Origin of the sequence: Cuneatibacter sp. NSJ-177, from assembly GCF_022867805.1 — a bacterium.
In the GTDB taxonomy this organism is placed as follows: Bacteria; Bacillota; Clostridia; order Lachnospirales; family Lachnospiraceae; genus Pseudolachnospira.
The window spans coordinates 245671-265616 of sequence record NZ_JALIFO010000006.1 but is presented as its reverse complement, the minus strand read 5'-3'; the positions used below and the strand labels follow the sequence as shown (position 1 = coordinate 265616).

Sequence of the window (19946 nt, the reverse complement as noted above, 5' to 3'; positions counted from 1 at the left end):
GCTATTTTTTATTGCGCTCCTCCGTCGCTCCATAAAAACGACGGGGAGTCCGAACTCCGCTTCGCTACGTTTGGACAAAAATATCTGCTCCACTTCGTTCCGCAGCTATTTTTTATAGGTTTCCAGAAATTCCATATTTTATTACGGCAAAAAACTCCCGTACCAGGTAATTGGGCTGCAAAAAAGTCTCCGACGGGGCTGCAATGCCCAAAATCTTGGCCTGGGGAAGAATTTTCTTTCCCAGGCGAATGGCCCGGAACAGATGAAAGTCATTGGTCACAATGCCGATGGATGGGGCTTCCTCCGCAAAAAATTCACGGCTGAAAAGCAGGTTCTCTTCCGTGGTCGTGGAGTTTTGCTCCCGGCGGATCTGTACTTCGGGAATCCCTTTCTCGATCAGATAATCCGCCATGGCCTGGGCTTCCGTGATCTCTTCCCCTCTGCCCTGACCGCCGGTGACGATCACAATCGTTCTTGGATTGGCCTCTAGGTAGCTGACGGCGGTGTCCAGCCGCATCCGCAGGGATCGGGACACTGTGGTTCCCTTCACCTGGGCTCCGAGAACGATCAGATAATCCAAATCCGGATCCCCCTCATCGCGGAAGTGGGACAGGATCATGCCCTCCACCGCCAGGAAAACGATCAGCCCCACGATTACCAGGATGAGAACCGTCACCCGGACCGGCCGGGGCAGATGAATCCTCCTGCGGAGCCATCCGAGACCTCCAAAACCGGCCGCAGCGGCGGCCCAGAACCAAACGAAAGCGGAGCTGACCCCAGCCCCAATCATCAGGATTAGGAAATAAATCAGACAGACCGCCGCCAGGATCAGCAAAAAAACCGTCATTCCTTTTCCCCCGTATGTTTTAAGCCTTTTTTCTCAGAATGTCATAGGGCATCAGCGGGATCCCCAGATCGATAAAGAGCTTTTGTCCCGGATGGGGTGCGCTCTCCACCGCTTCACCGCTCTCCGTGACCAGTCCTTTTACCTCGGCCGGCAGGTTGCTGCCGTCGGGCCGCATGACTTCCACTTCCTCGCCGACGGAGAATTTATTTTTTTGGAGCAGGAAAGGACGTCCCTCCTGTTCTTCAATGGTCCCCAGATAAGTCCACTCTTTGCTGTAGGTGTTGCTGTCGTAAATCTGAGCCTCCGCCCCCGGCCGCTCAAAATAAAAGCCGGTGCAGAATTCTCTCGTGGTGCATTTTCCCACCTCGTCCCGGTACCAGGGCAGTTTTTTATAATAAGTCTCCGGGTCTTCCGCATAGTCGTCGATGGCCGCCCGGTAGGCGCGGGCCACGGTGGCAGCGTACAGAGCCGTCTTCATCCGGCCCTCCACCTTAAAGCTGCTGATTCCCGCATCCACCAGCTCCGGAATATGATCGATCATGCACAGATCCTTGGAATTATAGAGGTAAGTGCCGTGCTGATCCTCAAAGACAGGCATATATTCGCCCGGCCTGGTCTCCTCCACCAGATGGTATTTCCACCGGCAAGGATGGGTGCAGGCGCCCTGGTTGGCGTCCCGTCCGGTCAGGAAATTGCTGATCAGGCAGCGGCCCGAATAAGAAATGCACATAGCGCCGTGGACGAAGGCCTCGATCTCCATGTCATCTGGAATATTGGCCTTGATCTCTTTCAGTTCTTCGATGCTCAGCTCCCTGGCTGCTACCACGCGCTTTACGCCCTGCTTATGCCAGAAGAGATAGGTTCCGTAATTGGTGTTGTTGGCCTGGGTGCTGATGTGAACCGGAATGTTCGGCACCAGGCTCTGGGCCAGCGTAAACAGGCCCGGATCCGAGATGATTAGAGCGTCGGGCTGATAATTGTTCAGCAGAAGAAAAAATTTCATCGCAGCCTTGAGATCCCAGTTGTGGGCGAAGATATTCGCGGCCACGTAAACCTTTGCCCCGTGCTCATGGGCAAAACGGATTCCTTCCTTGATCTCCGGCATGGTAAAATTTTTAGCCTTGGCCCGAAGGCTCAGCATCTCGCCGCCCAGGTAGACGGCGTCCGCCCCATAGGTAATCACGGTTTTCAAAATGTCCAGGCTTCCCGCCGGCATCAATAACTCAGGTTTCTTCATGATTTTCCTCGCTTGTCCCTTTCTTTTCCGGCAAAATCTTTACGCTGACCGTCACGCCGTCGCCGATGGGCACCACGCTGGTCAGAAGATCTTCCCGGTGTTTCAATTCATAGAGATAGTCCCGCAGCCTTGCGTGAATCGTCCGGTCGCGGCGGCACACGGCGTAGCGGGACTCTAAAAGCGTGCCGTCCTGGAACACATTGTCCGTCAAAAGCACGCCGCCTTCCGGAAGCAGTCGCAGCACCTCCGGCAAAAAAGAGAGATACTGCCCCTTGGCCGCATCCATAAAAATAAAATCATAGGGACCGGCCAAGGTCTTTAAAACCTCAGCCGCATCCCCTGTCAAAAACGTAATCCGGTCTTCCTCTCCGGCCCGTTGAAAGTTCTTCCGGGCAATGGGAATCCGTTTTTCATATTTTTCAATCGTGGTGATTTTTCCATCCTTCCGGAGCGCCTCGCACATCCGGAGGGCGGAATACCCCGTCGCAGTCCCCACTTCCAGGATTTCCTTCGGCTGCTTCATCGCCACCAGCGTCTTTAGAAGTGCCGCGGTCTCCCGCCGGATGATGGGAACGAAGTTTGCGGCCGCGTGGGCCTCAATCTCCTGAATCAAAGGGGACGGGGTTTGTTCCAGGGAGGAAAGATACACCCGGAGCCTTTCTGAATCCATCAGTCCTCTGCCTCTGTCTTCTTTGTATTTTCGGTGCTCCCCGCGCTGCCTTCCGCGTTCTCCGAAGAGTTTTCCTTCGACTGCTTCGCCGCGTCGGCCGCACCGGCCAAAGCCGTGGTCTCCTCTGTGGTTTCCGGTTCTTTGGTCAGCAAATCAATGATTTCCGTGGCCCCCCAAGACGTGTTGAGGGTGTAAGTGCCGGGATAAATCTTATGCTTCTTACTGGTATAAAGCAGCTCCTGCACCGTGAAAACCTGTTCGTCCCGGATCACTCCTTTTTCCTTTAACAGCTCCGCAATCTGCTGCGAATCCATCCCGTCCTCGATCGTCACAACGATATCGGTTCCCGGCGGTACGGAGATCGGATCGGAGGTAAACACCGAATAGCCAAAGGCGTATGCCTTGGTGATTCCGACATAGAACAGAACGGCCAGCGCCGCATAGATCACAATGCGGATACCGAACCGGCTGAGAATCCTGGTCAAGGTATCTAAGGTTTTCAGTCTGTCCTTTTTCTTTTTCATGCTCCCTCCCGGCGTCTTTTCTTATGCCTCCATGATGATCGGAAGAATCATCGGACTCCGCTTCATCCGCTTCCACAGATAATCGCTCAGATCGTCGCGGATCACATTTTTGATCTTGCTCCAATCGGTTATCCGCTTGTCCTGACACTCCATAATCGAGCCCAGCACAACGCTCTTGGCATCCTCCATCAAATCCTCGGCCTCCCGCACATAAACGAAGCCGCGGGTCACGATATCCGGTCCTGCCAAAAGCTGATTGGTTCCCCGTTCCAAAACAGCTACTACAATGATTATACCATGCTGGGCCAGGGTCTGTCTATCACGAAGCACGATATTTCCCACATCGCCGACACCCAGGCCGTCCACCAGCACGGATCCGGCCTGCACCTGGCCGGTCACCCCGGCCGACTGCTCGTCCATCTCCAAAACTTCGCCGGAGTGCATGACAAAGATATTGTCCTTCGGGATGCCCATATCCTGCACCAGGCGGGAATGCGCTTGAAGATGGCGGTATTCGCCGTGGACCGGAATCGAATATTTCGGTTTCACCAGGGAGTAGATCAGTTTGATCTCCTCCTGGCAGGCATGGCCCGACACATGGGTATCCTGGAAAATCACGTTGGCGCCCAGCTGGGACAGCTCGTTGATGACCTTAGAGACCGCCTTCTCATTGCCCGGAATCGGTGTAGAGCTCAGGATTATTGTATCTCCCGGCTCAATGGAAACCTTCCGGTGGATGCTGGCCGCCATCCGGGACAGAGCGGCCATGGACTCGCCCTGGCTGCCGGTGGTGATCAGCACGGTCTTCTCCTTCGGATAGTTTTTCAGTTTTTCAATGTCGATCAGGCAGCCGTCGGGAATCTTGATGTAGCCCAGCTCCTGGGCCGTGGAGATGATGTTCACCATGCTCCGGCCTTCCACAACGACCTTTCTGCCATATTTATACGCGGTATTGATGATCTGCTGCACCCGGTCCACGTTGGACGCAAAAGTGGCTACGATGATCCGGCTGTCCTCATGTTCCGCAAACAGGCCGTCGAAGGTCTTTCCCACGGTCCGCTCGGACATCGTGAAGCCTTCCCGCATCACATTGGTGCTCTCACAGAGCATAGCCAGCACGCCCTTTTTGCCCAGCTCGGCAAACCGGGACAAATCCGCCGGATCGCCGAACACCGGCGTATAGTCGATCTTAAAATCTCCGGTATGAATCAAGGTCCCCACCGGTGTAAAGATCGCAAGAGACGCCGCATCCACAATGCTGTGGTTGATCCGGATGAACTCAACGCGGAAATCTCCGACATTGATGGACTGGCCGTACCGCACTACTTTCCGCTTGATATTTTTCGGAATCGTGTGCTCCTTCAGCTTGTTCTCAATGATGCCGAGGGTCAGCTTGGTCCCGTAAACCGGAACCGGAACCTGTTTCAGCACATAGGGAAGCGCCCCGATATGGTCCTCATGGCCGTGAGTGATGAAAAATCCCTTCACTTTGTGAAGATTTTCTACCAGATACGTCACGTCCGGGATCACCAGATCGATTCCAAGCATGTCATCCGACGGGAAGCAAAGACCGCAGTCCACCACAATGATACTGTCTCCGTACTCGAAGGCAGTCATATTCATTCCAATCTGCTCCAGGCCGCCCAAAGGAATGACTTTCAATCTTAAATTGTCTTGTTTCTTCAAAAATAAACCTCCTATTTCTTATTTCCGTTCTCGTTTTTCATTTTATTCCGCAAGAAAACAAGGGCCAAAAGTTTCCCTTCCCCCACTTGATTTCTCACTTAAAATTCCAAATCCACATCGTCCAGCAGCTCGGCGAACACCGACAGCAGGTAATCCATCTCGTTCTCATCGTCCACAAGCTCATAAACCGCTGTAGAATCCGCGCTGTTCGATTTGTCCTTGAAAAGATAGCAATCCCCGTCGCCGGAAGCGGCGTCGGTCGCTAAAATATAATCCACACCGCCAATGCGGGTGCTTTCTAAAATATAAAGTTCAATCTCTTCCCCGTTTTCACCGGTAAATGTCAGCTTTTCCTCCACAATCCTATCGAATCGAATCCAGATATCCCTGCAAAATCAGCGCAGCCGCAATCTGGTCGATTACCTCCTTCCGATTTTCCCTTCGGACGCCGGTTTCCATCAGCGACCGGTTGGCGGCGACCGTCGTCAGACGCTCGTCCCACATAAGAACGGGGAGACCGGTCCGGCGTTCCAATTGTGCCTTGAACTCCAACGCCTTCTCACCGCGTTCTCCCACGGTATTGTTCATATTCTTGGGAAATCCCAACACGATTTTCTCTACCTGGTATTCCTGCACCAGCTCCATAATCCTGGCCAGGGTCCGGCGCAGTTTATTTTCCGCCGGCCGGGTGATCGTCTCGAAACCCTGGGCCGTAATTCCCAAAGGGTCACTGATCGCCACCCCAACCGTCACACTTCCATAGTCCAACCCCAGTATTCGCATCATTCCTCCTAGAACTTGGACTGCATGACTTCAATGTATACCTTCATCAGCTCTTCCAAAATCTCGTCCCTCTCCACTTTGGAGATCAGGTTGCGGGCTCCTGCGTAGCTTGTGATGTAGGTCGGATCGCCGGACATGATATACCCGACAATCTGGTTCACCGGGTTATAACCCTTTTCGGTCAGCGCCTGGTACACACGCTCCAATACTTCCCGAACTTCGATCTTCTTTTCCTGCACTGTCACGAAGCTCTGTGTTCTCTGCAAATCTGCCATAACCGTCACGTCCTTAATTAAGATTCCATTCTATTCTAATACAATTTTTTCAAAGAAGCAAGCGGACTTTCAGTTGTTACGGAAAATAGTTGTTTTTGTTGTTACTTTTCACGGCCGCAATTTTGCGAGGCGTTTTCGTGTGTATGATGCTCTAAAATCCGTATTCTCCTCCCAGCGCGACCGTCACAAGCTGGCCGGGCCGGTGATCTTTCGTCTCGGCATACCCTTTTACATATTCCTTCGTAAAGCCTTCATAGAGAGCCTTTCCGTTCCGGACCGTCTCGGTTTCCAGCAAAATCTCTCCTTGCTTACCTTCATAGAAATTCCGGAATTCTCTGGAATGGCGTTCCGTCATCTCCAATAAAACCGCGCTCCGCTTTGCTTTCACTTCTTCCGGCACCTGATCCGGCATCGTGTCTGCTTTGGTGCCCTTCCGCCTGGAGAATTTAAACACGTGCATCTCATAAAAACCCACGCGCTCCAAAAACTGCCGGGTCGCCTCGAACTCCTCTTCGGTCTCTCCTGGAAAACCGACGATCACATCGGTGGTAATCGCCGGATGTTCAAAATGAGCTCGGAGAATCTCGCATTTTTCATAGTATTCCCCGGTCGTATAGCGTCGATTCATCCTTTTTAACGTTTCGTCGCAGCCGCTCTGCAAGGACAAATGAAAATGGGGGCAGATTTTCGGATTTTCCGCCAGCGCCGCGGCAAACTCCTCGGTCACAATCCTAGGTTCCAGGGATCCAAGACGGATCCTGGCAAGCCCAGGAATCTCTGCGAGCTTTTCGATCAAGTGAAGCAGCGGCTCTCCCATTTTAGCCTCGCCGAAATCCAGGCCGTAGGAGCTGAGATGGATTCCGGTCAGAACGATCTCCTGAAACCCCTTATCCGAAAGCCGGGCAGCCTCCTCGACCACTTCCTCTTCGCGGCGGCTTCTCACCCGCCCCCGCACATAGGGAATCAGGCAGTAACTGCAAAACTGATTGCAGCCGTCCTGAATCTTCAAAAAAGCCCTGGTGTGCTCTTCGCTGCCGGAGATGGTCAGCTCCTCATACTCCCGCACCGCTCCGATATCCAAAACTCCGTTTGTCCGCTCCTCGATCAGCTCTGCCAGCCGGCCTTTCTGATCGTTTCCCACCACCAGATCCACGGCATCGTCGGCAAGGGCCCGGCCGGGGTCGGCCTGGGCGTAACATCCCACGGCCACCACCAGAGCGTCCGGATTCTTCTTTTTGGCCCGGTGCAGCATCTGGCGGGACTTTCGGTCCGCAATATTCGTCACCGAACAGGTGTTGACCACATAGACATCGGCCGTCTCCCCAAAGGAAACGATCTCGTATCCCCGGCTTTCCAGCTGTTGCAGCATGGCCTCGGTCTCATAGGCGTTGACCTTGCAGCCCAGATTGTGAAATGCTACTTTTTTCATGGTTTTCGCTCCTAACACTTGACTTTTTTTCGGGGCCGGACTACACTACAAGAAAGGAAAATAAAGGGGGAACTAATTATGACAACCGTACAGATTGTCCTGGATTCGATTGATAAAGTCAAGAGTTTTGTCAGTGATATTACTCATTTTCCCACCGATTTCGATCTGATTTCGGGACGCTATGTCATCGATGCCAAATCCATCATGGGTATTTTCAGTCTGGATCTCTCCAAACCGATCACGCTGAACATCCATTCCGACTCCAACATGGACGACATCATGAAATCCCTGGATCCCTATCTCTACAAAGGCTGATCCGCCGCTTGGGTGCTGCGGAAAGCAGCCCCGCAGTCAATGGATGCCGCACCGGCATCCAAAACTTGCGGGAACTGGCTTTCACAGCACTTTTTATTTTGCTCTGTTCGGGCTCCCCAGCCTTGAAACAGATATTTTTACTCGCCGACCCGGATGACTTCCACGGTCTGAAGAGCTCTCTCCACCATCTCATCGATCTGCGTCAGCTTCGTCTCCGAATGCCGGATAATATTCAGGTTCGGCTTTGTAACCGGATGCTTGGCCACGAAAATCGTACAGCAGTCCTCAAAGGGCTGGATCGATGTCTCAAAGGTCTTAATCTTCTTTGCAATGTCCACGATATCCTGCTTATCAAACGCAATCACCGGGCGGAACACCGGCATCGTGCACACGTCGTTGGTCGCAGCCAGGCTCTGCATGGTCTGGGACGCCACCTGGCCGATGCTCTCGCCGGTGATCAGCGCCTGGCAGCCGTTCTCCTTGGCCAGCCGCTCGGCAATCCGCATCATGTACCGCCGCATCAAAATCGTCAATTCCTCATGGGGGCAGGTCTCATAAATATAAAGCTGAATTTCCGTAAAGTTTACCACATGCAGGTGAATCGGCCCGGTATACCGGGAAATAATCTGCGCCAGATCCACGACTTTTTGCTTTGCCCGGTCGCTGGTATAAGGCGGCGCGTGGAAATAAACCGCATCGATCCGGACGCCGCGCTTGGAAACCATATAACCGGCCACAGGGCTGTCGATGCCGCCGGAAAGCAGAAGCATCCCTTTTCCGTTGGTGCCGACCGGCATCCCGCCGGGTCCCGGAAGAATCTCCGAATAGATATTGATCATCTCCCGCACCTCAATATTTAAATAGACGTCCGGCTGGTGTACATCCACCCGAATATCCGGGAATGCCTCCAGCACGGCCTCCCCGATCTGCCGGTTGATCTCATTGGAATCCATCGGGTAGTTTTTCCTCGCCCGCCGGGCCATCACTTTAAACGTCATGTGTTTGTCCGGATACATCTCATCCATATAAGCCACCACCTGGCGGCACAGCTCCTCAAACCCACTATCTTCCACCTGCAGCAGCGGGCAGATTCCGGCGATGCCGAACACGTGTCCCAGCGCATCCACCGTCTCGTCATAGTCATAATCGGACTCCGCCTTCACATAGATCCGTCCCTGGGTCTTGCTCACTGAGAAGCGCCCCTCCACAGCCCGCAGCGCCCGCGCAATCTGGCTGACCAGCATGTCCTCAAACACATACCGGTTCCTGCCCTTGATCCCGATTTCCGCATATTTAATCAAAAATGCCTGAAATACCATCTTTTTCTCCTTTTATTTCCGTGTAAACCGGCGCAGGAACAAAAGCAGCTCCCTCAGCGCCAAAAGAGTCTGATCGATCTCCTCTTCCGTGGTAAAAATGCTCATACTAAACCGGAGGGTGCTCTCTAATAGCCGTTTGGGCAGTCCGATGGCCACCAAAGTGGAACTGAGTCCCGGATGATTGGAAGCGCAGGCCGAACCGGCCGAAACGTAAATCCCCTTTTCCTCCAAGGCATGAAGCAGGACTTCGCTGCGGACGCCGCCAAAGCTGGCGCTGACCACATGGGGGGCGCCGTCCCGCCCGGAAGGCCCGTTGACCGTGACATCGGGCAGCTGCAGCAGCCCTTGAACCAGCCGTTCCTTGCAGGCGTAAAGCCGGTCAATCCGTGCCTCATGATCCCGGTAGATCTCCTCCACCGCCGTGCCGAGCCCCGCGATCCCCGGCACGTTCTCCGTACCGGAGCGAAGGCCTTTTTGCTGCTCTCCGCCAAACACGATCGGGCGGATTTTCACACCGTCCCGGACATAGAGAAAACCGACGCCCTTGGGTCCGTGAATCTTGTGGGCGCTGACCGACAGCAGGTCGATTTTTGCGGCTTTGGGCCGAAATACATATTTCCCAAAGCCCTGCACCGCATCCACATGAAACAGGCAGTTGGGATTTTTCGCTTTGATCAAAGGCCCCAGTTCTTCAATGGGCTCCCTGGTCCCAATCTCATTGTTTACCGCCATCACTGACACCAGGATCGTCTCCGGAGTCATGGCGTTCTCCAAATCCCCTGCTGAAACCCTTCCGAGAGAATCTACCGGAAGATAGGTAACGGAAAATCCCTGCTCCTTTAGGTACCGCATGGTCTCCGAGACCGAAGGATGTTCGATGGACGTGGTGATCAGATGTTTCCCCGCCCGCTGGTTCGCCGCTGCAGTGCCGAGAATCGCCAGATTATTGGACTCCGTTCCGCCGGAAGTAAAAAAGATCTCCTTTTCCTCCGCCTTCAGGCTCTTTGCAATCTGCTCCTTGGCGTGACGGACATATCGCTCTGCGTCCACTCCTTTCCGGTGCATGGAGGAAGGATTTCCAAAATCCTCCGCCATGGTTCGGACCATCATCTCCCGCACCTTGGGGAAAGTCCCGGTCGTGGCTGAATTATCCAAATAGATTTCCATTGTTTCCTCCCTGTAGCTCCAGTGCATACATGCAAAGGGTCAGCGCCGCCAGTCCCGCGGTCTCGGTCCGAAGAATCCGGCGGCCCAGTGAGATCACGCGGGCGCCCGCTTCCCTCAGGCGTTCCACCTCCGAGGCTTCCAGGCCGCCTTCCGGCCCGATAAAGATTCCGACCCGCATTCCCGGCTTCACCAGGGAAATCGCCTCGGCCGTAGCCTCCATTCCTTTTGCATTTTCATACGGAACCAGGATCAAATCCAGCTCCGCAGCCTCCTGCGCCGCTTTTTCCATACGAAGGACCGGATCCACCGCAGGCACCGTGCTCCGTCCGGACTGCTTGGCCGCGCTCTCGCTGATTGCGTTCCAGCGGGCCAGTTTGCCCTGCTGCTTTTTTTCTTCCCATTTCACAACGGACCGTTTCATCTGAACCGGCACGATCCGCTTTGCTCCCAGCTCTACGGCCTTCTGAATAATGAACTCCATCTTATCGCTTTTCGGAAGCCCCTGGTAGAGGATCAGCTCCGCAGAAAGCTCCGCTGCCTCCGCCTCACTCTCGACTTTTGCCAGGACAAAGTCCTTTGCAATCTCTGTTATTATACAATACCAGTCCCGATCCTGTCCATCACTGATTGCCACTTTTTCTCCCGGCTTCATCCGGAGCACATTTCGGATATGATTGACGTCCGGGCCGGTAATCCGGAACTCCTCTTCGTTTTCTCTGCCTGCCGGCACAAAAAAATGATACATGGAACCCTCCTCTGTCGGAATTTCCTATCAAATGATAAAGAATTTCGCTCTGCGAAATTCCGCGCCGCAAATGCGTCGCGTCAGCGACATCTTCCTTTGCACTTGCGAGTGCATCCTTAGCGGAGCATTTTTTGTTTCATGGGAAATTCCATTGGAATTTCCCATGAAACAAAAACAGCGCCGGACCGCCCTCCGCCCGGATACGGACGGCAGAGCGGAGCAGCGCCTCTGGTATTTTGGTCTCTGAAATCAGCCCTCCGCCGTGGTCTCTGCCGCCGTCGTATTCGAAGAGGCGTTGGAATCCACGTAATCGCTGAAATCCGGATAATCAATCTTAACCGCGTCGTTGGTGTTCAGCACTTCCACGGTCATCTCCACCGTTGCCTTCATGGAAGTCGTACCGCTGGTGATAGATCCTTCTTGCAGCGCATGGAGAGAGATGATCTGGCCGTCCGATCCGATCACAAGCTCGACAATTCCGCTGTCAATGCCTTCCTCACTGGCACTGACCGTCAGAACCAGCTTCACACTGCCGTCCGCCTGCTCTTCCTTGGCAACCGACGTATAAGTAATGTCCTCGACTCCGGAAATATACTTGCCGCCGATCATCTGCTGCACGCTGGCAAAAGAGCTGGCAACCTGAACCTTCTGACCGCCGGTGGACAAATATGCCACGCCGTCCTTATAGTAAAGGAGAATGTCTGTCGAGGTGCCGTTATTGATCTGGGTTCCGCTAAACTCAACCTGGGCAGTGTCTCCATCACCGATCTGCTTAATCGTCGCATCCAGGTTGACCGTCTGGGCCGAAGTCCCTTCTCCCAGAATCTGGCTTAACTGAATATGTTCCTCTTTGGCGCTCAGCGCGTTGTACTGGGCGAGAGCTTCCTTAAACTCCGCCAGCTCTTCCGCCGAAACCGTCTCCGCCACAGTTGTCCCGGCTTCCGAGGAAGCGGCCGTCGTGTCCGCTGCAGTAGTCTCAGCCGCCGTGGTGGCCGCCTCGGTGGACTCAGCAGCCGTGGTATCCGCCGCTGTTGTCTTTGTATCATTTCCGCTGCACGCCGTCAAAGAAAACGCCAGCATTAGGGTCATTGCCCATGCAACTATTTTTTTCATATCGGTTCCTCTTTTCAAAAATTCGACAGGCCGGTCTCCGCCTGCCTGTCGAACATTGTAACAAATCCCTATTCAAAATACAATGGAGAATTGAAAATTCATAAATTCTTTTCTTTTTTTCGAACGATCACGGAAACCCATTCGCCCTGGTGATTCACTTCCAGAAGCTCAAATTCCGGATGTACGGCAAAGGCGGCTTTTACTTCTTCTTCCTTGCTGTCAACAATACCGGAAGTAATCCAGATTCCGCCGGGTTTGATATGGCGGCCGATTTCATCCTGGAGCAAAATAATCACCGGAGCCAGAATATTGGCCACAGCCACATCATAGGCCTCGTCGCCCGCCGTTTCCTGAACAGCAGGATCATCGATCAAGTTGCCGGGGATCACCTTAAATTGATCCTCCCCGATGCCGTTGACCGCCGCGTTCTCCCTGGCGGCCGTCACTGCGCTCTCGTCCAGATCCGTTCCAAAAGCTGCGCCGGCCCCCAGCTTCAAAGCGGTAATCGCCAAAATCCCGCTGCCGGTCCCCACGTCCAGCACCCTGTCATTTGGCTGCAGATATTTTTGCAGGCCGGAGATACAAAGCTGTGTGGTTTCATGGGTTCCTGTGCCAAAGGCCGAGCCTGGATCAATGGTGATACAGAGCTTATCCTGGTGCTCCTTTGGGACTTCCTCCCAGGTAGGTTTGATCAGGATATCACCGACCGCAAAGGGGTGGAAAAATTCCTTCCAATTGTTCATCCAGTCCTTGTCTTCCGTCTCGGACTCCTGAATCGTAAGGCTTCCCGCTTCCACAAAGAGCCGGATCTCCTCAAGGGCCTCCCGGACCTTTTCCAGTACCTGATCATGGTCCAAAAGCGTGCAGCCCATATGAGGGGCGTCCCCTCCGTTAAAAGCGGTCTCGGCTGTCTCACGGTCTCCAGGCAGATAAAAACTGATCCTGGCTGAGCCGTCGTCCGGCGGCATCTCCGGCAGGATGTCGATGAACATCCCCTTGGTCTCGCTCTCCGTCAAGGGCACATGATCCTCAATCTCAATCCCATCGATTCCAAGCTCCGAAAGCTCTTCGCTGATGAAATCCACTGCCGCCGTCGTCGTCTCAATCGTGAACTTTTTCCACTTCATTATTTAAAGAGTCCTTTTTTCTTTTTTTCGTGGGGCTTTCCCTTCATCGCATCGTCAAAGGCACGCAGGGCTTCCTTTTGTTCCTCGTTCAGATGCTCCGGCACCTCCACCACCAGCGTCACATAGTGATCGCCGCGCATATTTTTATTTCTTAAGTACGGTACGCCCTTTCCTTTCAGGCGGATTCTTGTATCCGTCTGGGTGCCGGGCTTCACCTGATATTCCACCTCGCCGTCCACGGTTTTGATCCGCAGCGTGTCGCCCAATGCCGCTTGGGCAAAGGAAACCGGCACGGTAGAAAATATATTGGTATCCTGACGCTTAAAGGTGGGGTGCTGAGAGACCACCACTTCCACCAGCAGGTCGCCGCGCTCGCCGCCGTTTACTCCCGGCTCTCCTTTTCCGCGAATGCGGACACTCTGCCCGGAATCAATCCCGGCCGGGATCGACACCTGAATCTTCTTCCGGTTCTGGATAAATCCGGTTCCGTAGCAGTGAGGACATTTGTCCTTGATAATCGTCCCTTTTCCGCCGCAGTCCGGACAAGTCTGTACGTTTCTCACCATACCAAACATGGACTGCTGGGTATAGACTACCTGGCCTGTTCCGCTGCATTTCGGACAAGTCTGAGGGGTGGTCCCTTCCTTTGCGCCCGTGCCGTGGCAGTGGGTGCACTCGTCCTTCAGGTTCATCTCTAATTCTTTTTCTGTGCCGAATATCGCCTCTTCAAAGGTGATGCGGACGCTGGTCCGCAGATTGGCGCCTTTCATCGGGGCGTTTGACCGGCGGGTACGGGTTCTTCCGCCGAAGCCTCCGAACAGATCGCCAAAAATATCGCCGAATATATCGCCCATATCGCCGCCGGTAAAATCCCATCCGCCGGCTGCCCCGGCGCCGCCGTTCTCAAATGCAGCATGGCCGAACTGGTCATACTGACGGCGTTTCTCCGGATCACTCAAAACAGCGTAAGCCTCCGAAGCCTCTTTAAATTTAGCTTCGGCCTCTTTGTCGTCGGGATTGATGTCCGGGTGGTATTTCTTAGCCAGAGCGCGATAGGCTTTCTTCAAAGCGTTGTCGTCTGCATCACGGCCGACGCCCAGCACTTCGTAATAATCTCTTTTAGTCTCCGCCATGGTTTTGCCCTTTCTGTTTCATCGGTTTTAACGTCCATAGGGGCGACCAAAATTGGCCGCCCGCTACAGACTCTATTCTTACCTTTGCCGGGCCAAGCCCGCCTGCAGAGCATCTGATTCTGAGATGCCACACAGGATTTATTTTATACTTCTTTGTAGTCCGCGTCCACAACGTCGTCATCGGCTCCGCCGGCCGCGCCGCCGCCCATGTTTTCCGGATTCGGTCCTGCTTCCGGTCCAGGCTGGCCCTGAGCGCCCTGCGCCTGCTCGTAGACTTTGGCAAACAGTGCCTGCGCGCTCTTCATCAGCTTCTCTTTCCCGTCCTTTAACTCCTGGATCTGGGAATCGGTCAGCTCATCGGCGTTAATCGTAGCGGCCACAGTCTCTTTCAGCGCATTCAGATCTGCTTCCACCTCGGACTTCAGACCTGCATCCAGCTTGTCGCCGACCTCTTCCATCGCCTTTTCGGTCTGGAACACGATGGCGTCCGCATCGTTTCTCGCGTCAATGCCTTCTTTGCGCTTCTTGTCCTGAGCTTCGAACTCAGCGGCTTCTTTGACCGCCTTGTCGATATCGCTCTCGGACATATTGGAGCTGGCAGTGATCGTGATGTGCTGCTCTCTTCCGGTGCCAAGGTCCTTCGCGGATACGTTTACAATACCGTTGGCATCGATATCAAAGGTAACCTCGATCTGAGGAACGCCGCGTCTGGCAGGCGGGATTCCGTCCAGACGGAACTGGCCGAGGCTCTTGTTGTCTTTTGCAAACTGTCTCTCGCCCTGGAGCACATTGATGTCCACAGCGGTCTGATTGTCCGCAGCCGTGGAGAATACCTGGCTGTGCTTGGTCGGGATCGTCGTATTTCTCTCGATCAGGCGGGTCGCCACGCCGCCCATGGTCTCAATAGACAGAGACAGCGGGGTGACATCCAGCAGCAGGATTTCGCCGGCGCCGGCATCTCCGGCCAGCTTGCCGCCCTGGATCGAAGCGCCGATGGCCACGCACTCATCCGGGTTCAGGTTCTTGCTGGGCTCATGGCCGGTCAGCTGTTTTACCTTATCCTGGACTGCCGGGATTCTGGTGGAACCGCCGACCAACAGCACCTTGTGCAGATCCGAAGCCGTGATTCCGGCATCTTTCAGTGCATTGTTTACCGGGATAATCGTGCGCTCAACCAGGTCATGGGTCAGCTCATCGAATTTCGCGCGGGTCAGGTTCATGTCAAAATGCTTCGGGCCTTCGCTGGTCGCGGTGATGAACGGAAGGTTGATGTTGGTGGTCGTCGCGCTGGACAGCTCCTTCTTTGCCTTCTCTGCGGCCTCGCGCAGTCTCTGGAGGGCCATCTTGTCGTTCGACAGGTCCACACCCTCGTTTTTCTTAAACTCAGCCAGCATATACTGGGTGATCTTTTCGTCAAAGTCGTCGCCGCCCAGACGGTTGTCGCCGGACGTAGCCAATACTTCGATTACGCCGTCGCCGATCTCGATGATGGAGACATCGAATGTACCGCCGCCCAGGTCGTAAACCATGATCTTCTGCTCTTTTTCATTGTCCAGGCCGTAAGCCAAGGCAGCAGCCGTCGGCTCATTGATGATACGTTTCACATCGAGGCCCGCAATTTTACCTGCGTCCTTGGTCGCCTGTCTCTGCGCATCATTAAAATAGGCAGGAACCGTGATCACCGCCTCGGTAATCTTTTCGCCCAGGTAGCTCTCCGCATCGGCTTTCAGCTTCTGCAGGATCATCGCGGAAATTTCCTGCGGTGTATACTGCTTGTCGTCAATGGTTACTTTGTAGTTGGTGCCCATCTGTCTCTTGATCGAAGAGATGGTCTTCTCTGCGTTGGTGACGGCCTGACGCTTGGCCGGTTCGCCGACCAGACGCTCGCCGGTCTTGGTAAATGCCACCACGCTAGGGGTGGTGCGCACTCCTTCTGTATTTGCTATTACAACCGGCTTACCGCCTTCCATAACGGCTACACAGGAGTTGGTCGTTCCTAAGTCAATTCCGATTATTTTACTCATTGTTTTTTCCTCCTAATTGATATTTGTCAAATTGGGCTTTTGCCCTGCCTGATTGTTGTCTTATTTGATCGGAGAAACTCCGCTAATTCGCCACTTTCACCATACTATAGCGTACGACGCTGTCTTTATATGTGTACCCTCTCTGGAACTCTTCCACGATTGTATTTTCACCGGCGTCTTCATCCTCCACGTGCATCACGGCATTGTGGAAATCCGGGTTGAACTCCTGGCCCAATGCCTCGATCGGCTTGACGCCGATTTCCTCCAGCGTGGACGTCAGCTGTTTGTAGATCTTATCCATTCCGCTGACAAAAGGATCTTCCTTTTTCTCCTCCTCGACGCCTCCTAAGCCCCTCTCAAAATTATCCAGGACCGGCAGAATCTTTTCGATCACGCTGCGGGCGCCAATCTCAAACCGGGCCGCCTTTTCTTTTTCCGTGCGCTTCCGGAAGTTATCGAATTCCGCCATGGTTCTCTGAAGCCGGTCGGTGATCTCCGAAAGCTTCTTCTCCAAGTCGTTCTCCATCTCCGCGGTTTCCTGTTCCTGATCCGCCGCGCCTGAATCCTTTGCTTCATCAGGACCGTCATTCTTCGCCTGCTGCTCTGCGCTCTCCGCAGACGCCTCCTGATTCTTCCGGTCCTGTTCCATTTCTTTTTCGTTTTTTGCTTTATCCTTCTTCGCCACCACGAATCCCTCCTATTCTTTTTTAAATATATCGTCCAATTGGGACATGGTGTTCTTCAAGGTGTCCACCACCTTTTGGTAATCCATGCGCTTCGGGCCGATAATACCGATTTTGCCCTGAACGCCTTCTCCCAATTCATAAGTGGCTGTAACTACGCTGCAGTCCTTCATGGATTCCACCGGCACTTCATCGCCGATATAAACTTGGATATCCTTCTTTTCCTCGCCGCTTTCCTCGGCAATGATCGTGCCCAGCCGTTCCTTCTCTTCCAATGTACTGATCAGCTCACTGGCTTTATCGCCTCCGGTCAGCTCCGGGTATTTGAAAATGTTCGGAGTCCCGCTGGTGTAGACCGGCACATCGTCCTCCTGGCCAATGGCCTCAGCCACCGCGTCCAGCACCTTGCTGACCACATCGCTGTGGCACCCGGCATCCTCCTTCAGCTTTGCGATCACGCCAAGGTTAATCTCCTCGATGGCAAGACCGTTCAGGCTGCTGTTCAGCAGGAAATTCAGGTTCAGCACCTCATCCTGCTCCAGGTCAAATTCAATGTTCAGAATATTATTTCGAACGATATTGCCTTCCAGGACAATCACCGCCAAAAGCTTGCCGCCGCCCATCATCGAAAGCTGGATGAACTTCACCTTATTCTTCCGATAACGGGGCCCGGTAATCATCGTGGCATAATTGGTATTGGCAGCAAGAATCTTTGCCATCTGCATCAGCAGCTCCTCCACCCGGTCCACTCGCTTCAGCAGGAAATCCTGATCCGGCACCGCCGGAAGATGCTGCTCCTGCATCAGCTGATCCACATAAAGCCGATACCCTTTATCGGTCGGGATCCGGCCTGCTGAAGTGTGAGGCTGGATGATCAGTCCCATCTCCTCCAAATCCGCCATCTCGTTCCGAATCGTCGCCGGGGATAGCTGAAGCTCCGTATACTTGGAGATGGTCCGCGAACCCACCGGCTCGCCGGTCTCCTGATAGTTCCGGATGATCGCATTCAGAATCTTCTGCTTTCTTTCGTCCAGCTCCATCTGCTCACCCCTTTTTCGTTATTAGCACTCGTTTCATTAGAGTGCTAACACCTTTCTTACATAAGATACCACTGCGGTATTTCTTTGTCAACACCTTTCATGGAAATTTTATAAATTTTCTCCTTCCGCAAAAAAATTCAAGAAGAAAGGAAGCGCTTGGCGCACGCACCGGGAAATAAAAAGACCGCAGCCCCTTCCGCTTACCAGCGGACGCTGCGGTCTTACACCCCAAGACTTGACATAATGATATCACACCCCTAAGCTACGCTCCCTGTTCTTCCAGATGCTCCGTCAATTTCTCTTCCAAACGGTCCATCCGGCCTGCCAAGTGATTCACCAGACCGTAGAGATCCGGAATATCGTTCCGGGCTTTCAAGACTCTTACATCCTCCCGGAGCTCCTTGATCTCCCGCCGGTTTTCCTGGGCAACCTCCCAGACGCGGTCCACCTCAGCCAGAATCAGGTTCTCCGAATGATGAAGTTTCTCCTCGATCATCCCCGGCACACGGGCATCGATCCGGTCGTCCACAATTCCAGGTACGATCGCCCGGATCCGGTCGTCCACGATCCCAGGAACTGTCGCCTGAATCTGCTCCCGGACCACCTCGGAGATCGCCGCCAAATCCTCTCTGCTTAAGGCCATGCTTTTCCCTCCTTCCCCGCTTATTTTCCCGGATCACCGTCCGGTATTCCAAAACCGCACCGCATCCGGGAATAAAAACAGTATACCCCTTCCGGCCGGCAATTACAAGCGGAATTTACAGGAGCCGTTGTATTATTCAATGGTTTCATTCAAGTACAGATTCAGCTTCCTTACCAAAAGAACCGGGTCCATCCCGTGCTCTGCCGCTGCTTCCGCCAAGGTTTCCTCCCCGCCGGTCAGGCAGCCGACACAGGAAAGCCCCACAGAAGCCAGCACCTGCGCCGCCCGTTCATCCGTCTGCAGCAGCTCCGAAATTTTTGTTCTCTCTGTTATTTTCATTCTCAACCTCATTTCTTCAGCCAGGCATCTACATCCTGCAAAAACTGTTTCCACGCTTCCTCATGCTCCACAAAATACTTGGGGCAGCATTTCCCCGTCACCTCATGGTGGCGGATCACCCCGCCGTTTTGCGGGTCCAGCTGATACTGGCGGCAGAGCCAGCCCGTCAGCTTTACCAAGGACTGATAGGTGGCGTCGTTGAACTTTCCCGTCTCGTCCGGATGACAGTTCTCGATGGAAATCGTATCGCTGTTCCGGTTGTTGGAGGCGTATGCCACCTCCCCCAGGGGCACGCAGGCAATCACTTCCCCGTTTAGCCCAATCACAAAATTGCTGCTCATGTAGACATCCTCTTCCCCGGATGCCAAATCCTCAAAATAATCCCGGTTCTGCTGCGCCGTCGTTCCCGGATTCCCCACATAATGAATCACCACCGCATGGATGTCGCCGGTTGCTTTCCCCGGCCTGGAATGAGGATTGACCGTCAGGTACTGCTCGTCCACATATTCCGGCAGCTTTCGCACCTCTCCCATCTTCACGGCCACCGTACTTTTTTCCACATCAGGGATCTTCCCCCCGGCGGCCTGTACTTCCGCGGCCCCGCCCTGGCATCCCTTTCCGGTCACAAAGCCAAACAGAAAAACCACGAGCAAAATTCCGGCATAGACTGCGGCCCGGATCTGCCGTTCCTGCTTCTGTTTTTTCCTTTTGCTCTCCACTCGCTGTTCCCAACTATTCTCCCGTACCTGGCTGTTTTTCCCGTCGTCTTCATTCCTCCATACCTTCTCGCTCATTCCGCCTCAACACTCCCCGTATGAACCGTTTGCTTTTGTCATAATCAGTATAG

22 protein-coding genes are annotated in these 19946 nt (G+C 53.9%); 1 reads left to right on the top strand and 21 read right to left on the bottom strand.

What is annotated here, in order from left to right; all coding sequences use genetic code 11:
* Window positions 1-112: 112 nt before the first annotated feature.
* The 9 genes from MUB23_RS09170 to mtaB all read right to left on the bottom strand — a co-directional run bounded on the left by MUB23_RS09170 (window position 113) and on the right by mtaB (window position 7451).
* Window positions 113-847, bottom strand: coding sequence for a YdcF family protein (locus tag MUB23_RS09170; protein ID WP_244800192.1), 735 nt, complete (start codon window positions 845-847; stop codon window positions 113-115).
* A 19-nt stretch (window positions 848-866) separates the two neighbouring features.
* Entirely contained in the window at window positions 867-2084 is a 1218-nt protein-coding gene (locus tag MUB23_RS09165; protein WP_244800191.1) for a peptidase U32 family protein, read from the bottom strand.
* Window positions 2071-2754 (bottom strand): O-methyltransferase, encoded by a 684-nt coding sequence (locus MUB23_RS09160; protein ID WP_330641838.1) that lies wholly within the window; start codon window positions 2752-2754, stop codon window positions 2071-2073. The genes MUB23_RS09165 and MUB23_RS09160 overlap by 14 nt, the downstream gene beginning before the upstream one ends.
* Entirely contained in the window at window positions 2754-3278 is a 525-nt protein-coding gene (locus MUB23_RS09155; RefSeq protein WP_244800190.1) for an endolytic transglycosylase MltG, read from the bottom strand. The genes MUB23_RS09160 and MUB23_RS09155 overlap by 1 nt, the downstream gene beginning before the upstream one ends.
* Window positions 3279-3299: 21 nt before the next feature.
* Window positions 3300-4964 carry a ribonuclease J gene (locus tag MUB23_RS09150; protein WP_244800189.1) on the bottom strand — a complete coding sequence of 555 codons (1665 nt, stop codon included), beginning with the start codon at window positions 4962-4964 and terminating at the stop codon, window positions 3300-3302.
* A gap of 98 nt (window positions 4965-5062) precedes the next feature.
* A complete protein-coding gene (locus tag MUB23_RS09145; protein WP_244800188.1) occupies window positions 5063-5323 on the bottom strand; it encodes a DUF1292 domain-containing protein in 261 nt (86 codons plus the stop codon).
* Window positions 5324-5327: 4 nt separating this feature from the next.
* A complete protein-coding gene (gene ruvX, locus MUB23_RS09140) occupies window positions 5328-5747 on the bottom strand; it encodes a Holliday junction resolvase RuvX (RefSeq protein WP_244801172.1) in 420 nt (139 codons plus the stop codon).
* 8 nt (window positions 5748-5755) lie between these two features.
* The gene (locus MUB23_RS09135) at window positions 5756-6022 is read right to left on the bottom strand and encodes an IreB family regulatory phosphoprotein (RefSeq protein WP_244800187.1); all 267 of its coding nucleotides are present in this window, start codon (window positions 6020-6022) and stop codon (window positions 5756-5758) included.
* A gap of 151 nt (window positions 6023-6173) precedes the next feature.
* Window positions 6174-7451 (bottom strand): tRNA (N(6)-L-threonylcarbamoyladenosine(37)-C(2))-methylthiotransferase MtaB, encoded by a 1278-nt coding sequence (gene mtaB / locus MUB23_RS09130; protein ID WP_244800186.1) that lies wholly within the window; start codon window positions 7449-7451, stop codon window positions 6174-6176.
* A 78-nt stretch (window positions 7452-7529) separates the two neighbouring features.
* On the opposite strand from mtaB, the gene MUB23_RS09125 reads away from it, so the two are divergent.
* Window positions 7530-7766, top strand: coding sequence for an HPr family phosphocarrier protein (locus MUB23_RS09125; protein ID WP_244800185.1), 237 nt, complete (start codon window positions 7530-7532; stop codon window positions 7764-7766).
* A gap of 137 nt (window positions 7767-7903) precedes the next feature.
* Here the strand turns inward: MUB23_RS09125 and thiI are convergent, their stop codons facing one another.
* From thiI to MUB23_RS09065, 12 genes are all read right to left on the bottom strand, one after another.
* Window positions 7904-9085, bottom strand: a complete 1182-nt coding sequence (gene thiI / locus MUB23_RS09120) for a tRNA uracil 4-sulfurtransferase ThiI (RefSeq protein ID WP_244800184.1) — start codon at window positions 9083-9085, stop codon at window positions 7904-7906.
* A gap of 12 nt (window positions 9086-9097) precedes the next feature.
* Window positions 9098-10252, bottom strand: coding sequence for a cysteine desulfurase family protein (locus MUB23_RS09115; RefSeq protein WP_244800183.1), 1155 nt, complete (start codon window positions 10250-10252; stop codon window positions 9098-9100).
* Window positions 10233-10997, bottom strand: coding sequence for a 16S rRNA (uracil(1498)-N(3))-methyltransferase (locus MUB23_RS09110; protein WP_244800182.1), 765 nt, complete (start codon window positions 10995-10997; stop codon window positions 10233-10235). The genes MUB23_RS09115 and MUB23_RS09110 overlap by 20 nt, the downstream gene beginning before the upstream one ends.
* A gap of 249 nt (window positions 10998-11246) precedes the next feature.
* Window positions 11247-12110 carry a hypothetical protein gene (locus tag MUB23_RS09105; protein WP_244800181.1) on the bottom strand — a complete coding sequence of 288 codons (864 nt, stop codon included), beginning with the start codon at window positions 12108-12110 and terminating at the stop codon, window positions 11247-11249.
* A gap of 98 nt (window positions 12111-12208) precedes the next feature.
* On the bottom strand, window positions 12209-13237 hold the full coding sequence (gene prmA, locus MUB23_RS09100) for a 50S ribosomal protein L11 methyltransferase (protein WP_244800180.1): 1029 nt from the start codon (window positions 13235-13237) through the stop codon (window positions 12209-12211).
* Window positions 13237-14370, bottom strand: a complete 1134-nt coding sequence (gene dnaJ, locus MUB23_RS09095) for a molecular chaperone DnaJ (protein ID WP_244800179.1) — start codon at window positions 14368-14370, stop codon at window positions 13237-13239. Before dnaJ ends, prmA begins: the two co-directional genes overlap by 1 nt.
* A 143-nt stretch (window positions 14371-14513) precedes the next feature.
* Complete coding sequence (dnaK, locus tag MUB23_RS09090) at window positions 14514-16394, bottom strand: molecular chaperone DnaK (RefSeq protein ID WP_244800178.1); 1881 nt, start codon at window positions 16392-16394, stop codon at window positions 14514-14516.
* An 82-nt stretch (window positions 16395-16476) separates the two neighbouring features.
* Window positions 16477-17079: a nucleotide exchange factor GrpE gene (gene grpE, locus MUB23_RS09085; RefSeq protein ID WP_244800177.1), complete on the bottom strand. Its 603-nt coding sequence runs from the start codon at window positions 17077-17079 to the stop codon at window positions 16477-16479.
* 12 nt (window positions 17080-17091) lie between these two features.
* On the bottom strand, window positions 17092-18117 hold the full coding sequence (gene hrcA, locus MUB23_RS09080; protein WP_244800176.1) for a heat-inducible transcriptional repressor HrcA: 1026 nt from the start codon (window positions 18115-18117) through the stop codon (window positions 17092-17094).
* A gap of 262 nt (window positions 18118-18379) precedes the next feature.
* Window positions 18380-18760, bottom strand: coding sequence for a hypothetical protein (locus MUB23_RS09075; RefSeq protein ID WP_244800175.1), 381 nt, complete (start codon window positions 18758-18760; stop codon window positions 18380-18382).
* A 132-nt stretch (window positions 18761-18892) separates the two neighbouring features.
* Window positions 18893-19099 carry a DUF1858 domain-containing protein gene (locus MUB23_RS09070; RefSeq protein ID WP_244800174.1) on the bottom strand — a complete coding sequence of 69 codons (207 nt, stop codon included), beginning with the start codon at window positions 19097-19099 and terminating at the stop codon, window positions 18893-18895.
* Window positions 19100-19107: 8 nt separating this feature from the next.
* Window positions 19108-19893, bottom strand: a complete 786-nt coding sequence (locus tag MUB23_RS09065) for a peptidoglycan recognition protein family protein (protein ID WP_244800173.1) — start codon at window positions 19891-19893, stop codon at window positions 19108-19110.
* Window positions 19894-19946: the final 53 nt, after the last annotated feature.

Bases quoted from the DNA above. Each gene is read 5' to 3' on its own strand.
- MUB23_RS09160 (WP_330641838.1), bottom strand. From the start codon at position 2,754: ATGGATTCAGAAAGGCTCCGGGTGTATCTTTCCTCCCTGGAACAAACC.
- MUB23_RS09110 (WP_244800182.1), bottom strand. From the start codon at position 10,997: ATGTATCATTTTTTTGTGCCGGCAGGCAGAGAAAACGAAGAGGAGTTC.
- dnaJ (WP_244800179.1), bottom strand. From the start codon at position 14,370: ATGGCGGAGACTAAAAGAGATTATTACGAAGTGCTGGGCGTCGGCCGT.
- MUB23_RS09155 (WP_244800190.1), bottom strand. From the start codon at position 3,278: ATGAAAAAGAAAAAGGACAGACTGAAAACCTTAGATACCTTGACCAGG.
- mtaB (WP_244800186.1), bottom strand. From the start codon at position 7,451: ATGAAAAAAGTAGCATTTCACAATCTGGGCTGCAAGGTCAACGCCTAT.
- MUB23_RS09075 (WP_244800175.1), bottom strand. From the start codon at position 18,760: ATGGCCTTAAGCAGAGAGGATTTGGCGGCGATCTCCGAGGTGGTCCGG.
- MUB23_RS09125 (WP_244800185.1), top strand. From the start codon at position 7,530: ATGACAACCGTACAGATTGTCCTGGATTCGATTGATAAAGTCAAGAGT.
- MUB23_RS09070 (WP_244800174.1), bottom strand. From the start codon at position 19,099: ATGAAAATAACAGAGAGAACAAAAATTTCGGAGCTGCTGCAGACGGAT.
- thiI (WP_244800184.1), bottom strand. From the start codon at position 9,085: ATGGTATTTCAGGCATTTTTGATTAAATATGCGGAAATCGGGATCAAG.
- MUB23_RS09135 (WP_244800187.1), bottom strand. From the start codon at position 6,022: ATGGCAGATTTGCAGAGAACACAGAGCTTCGTGACAGTGCAGGAAAAG.
- MUB23_RS09115 (WP_244800183.1), bottom strand. From the start codon at position 10,252: ATGGAAATCTATTTGGATAATTCAGCCACGACCGGGACTTTCCCCAAG.
- MUB23_RS09165 (WP_244800191.1), bottom strand. From the start codon at position 2,084: ATGAAGAAACCTGAGTTATTGATGCCGGCGGGAAGCCTGGACATTTTG.
- dnaK (WP_244800178.1), bottom strand. From the start codon at position 16,394: ATGAGTAAAATAATCGGAATTGACTTAGGAACGACCAACTCCTGTGTA.
- prmA (WP_244800180.1), bottom strand. From the start codon at position 13,237: ATGAAGTGGAAAAAGTTCACGATTGAGACGACGACGGCGGCAGTGGAT.
- hrcA (WP_244800176.1), bottom strand. From the start codon at position 18,117: ATGGAGCTGGACGAAAGAAAGCAGAAGATTCTGAATGCGATCATCCGG.
- MUB23_RS09065 (WP_244800173.1), bottom strand. From the start codon at position 19,893: ATGAGCGAGAAGGTATGGAGGAATGAAGACGACGGGAAAAACAGCCAG.
- ruvX (WP_244801172.1), bottom strand. From the start codon at position 5,747: ATGCGAATACTGGGGTTGGACTATGGAAGTGTGACGGTTGGGGTGGCG.
- MUB23_RS09105 (WP_244800181.1), bottom strand. From the start codon at position 12,110: ATGAAAAAAATAGTTGCATGGGCAATGACCCTAATGCTGGCGTTTTCT.
- MUB23_RS09170 (WP_244800192.1), bottom strand. From the start codon at position 847: ATGACGGTTTTTTTGCTGATCCTGGCGGCGGTCTGTCTGATTTATTTC.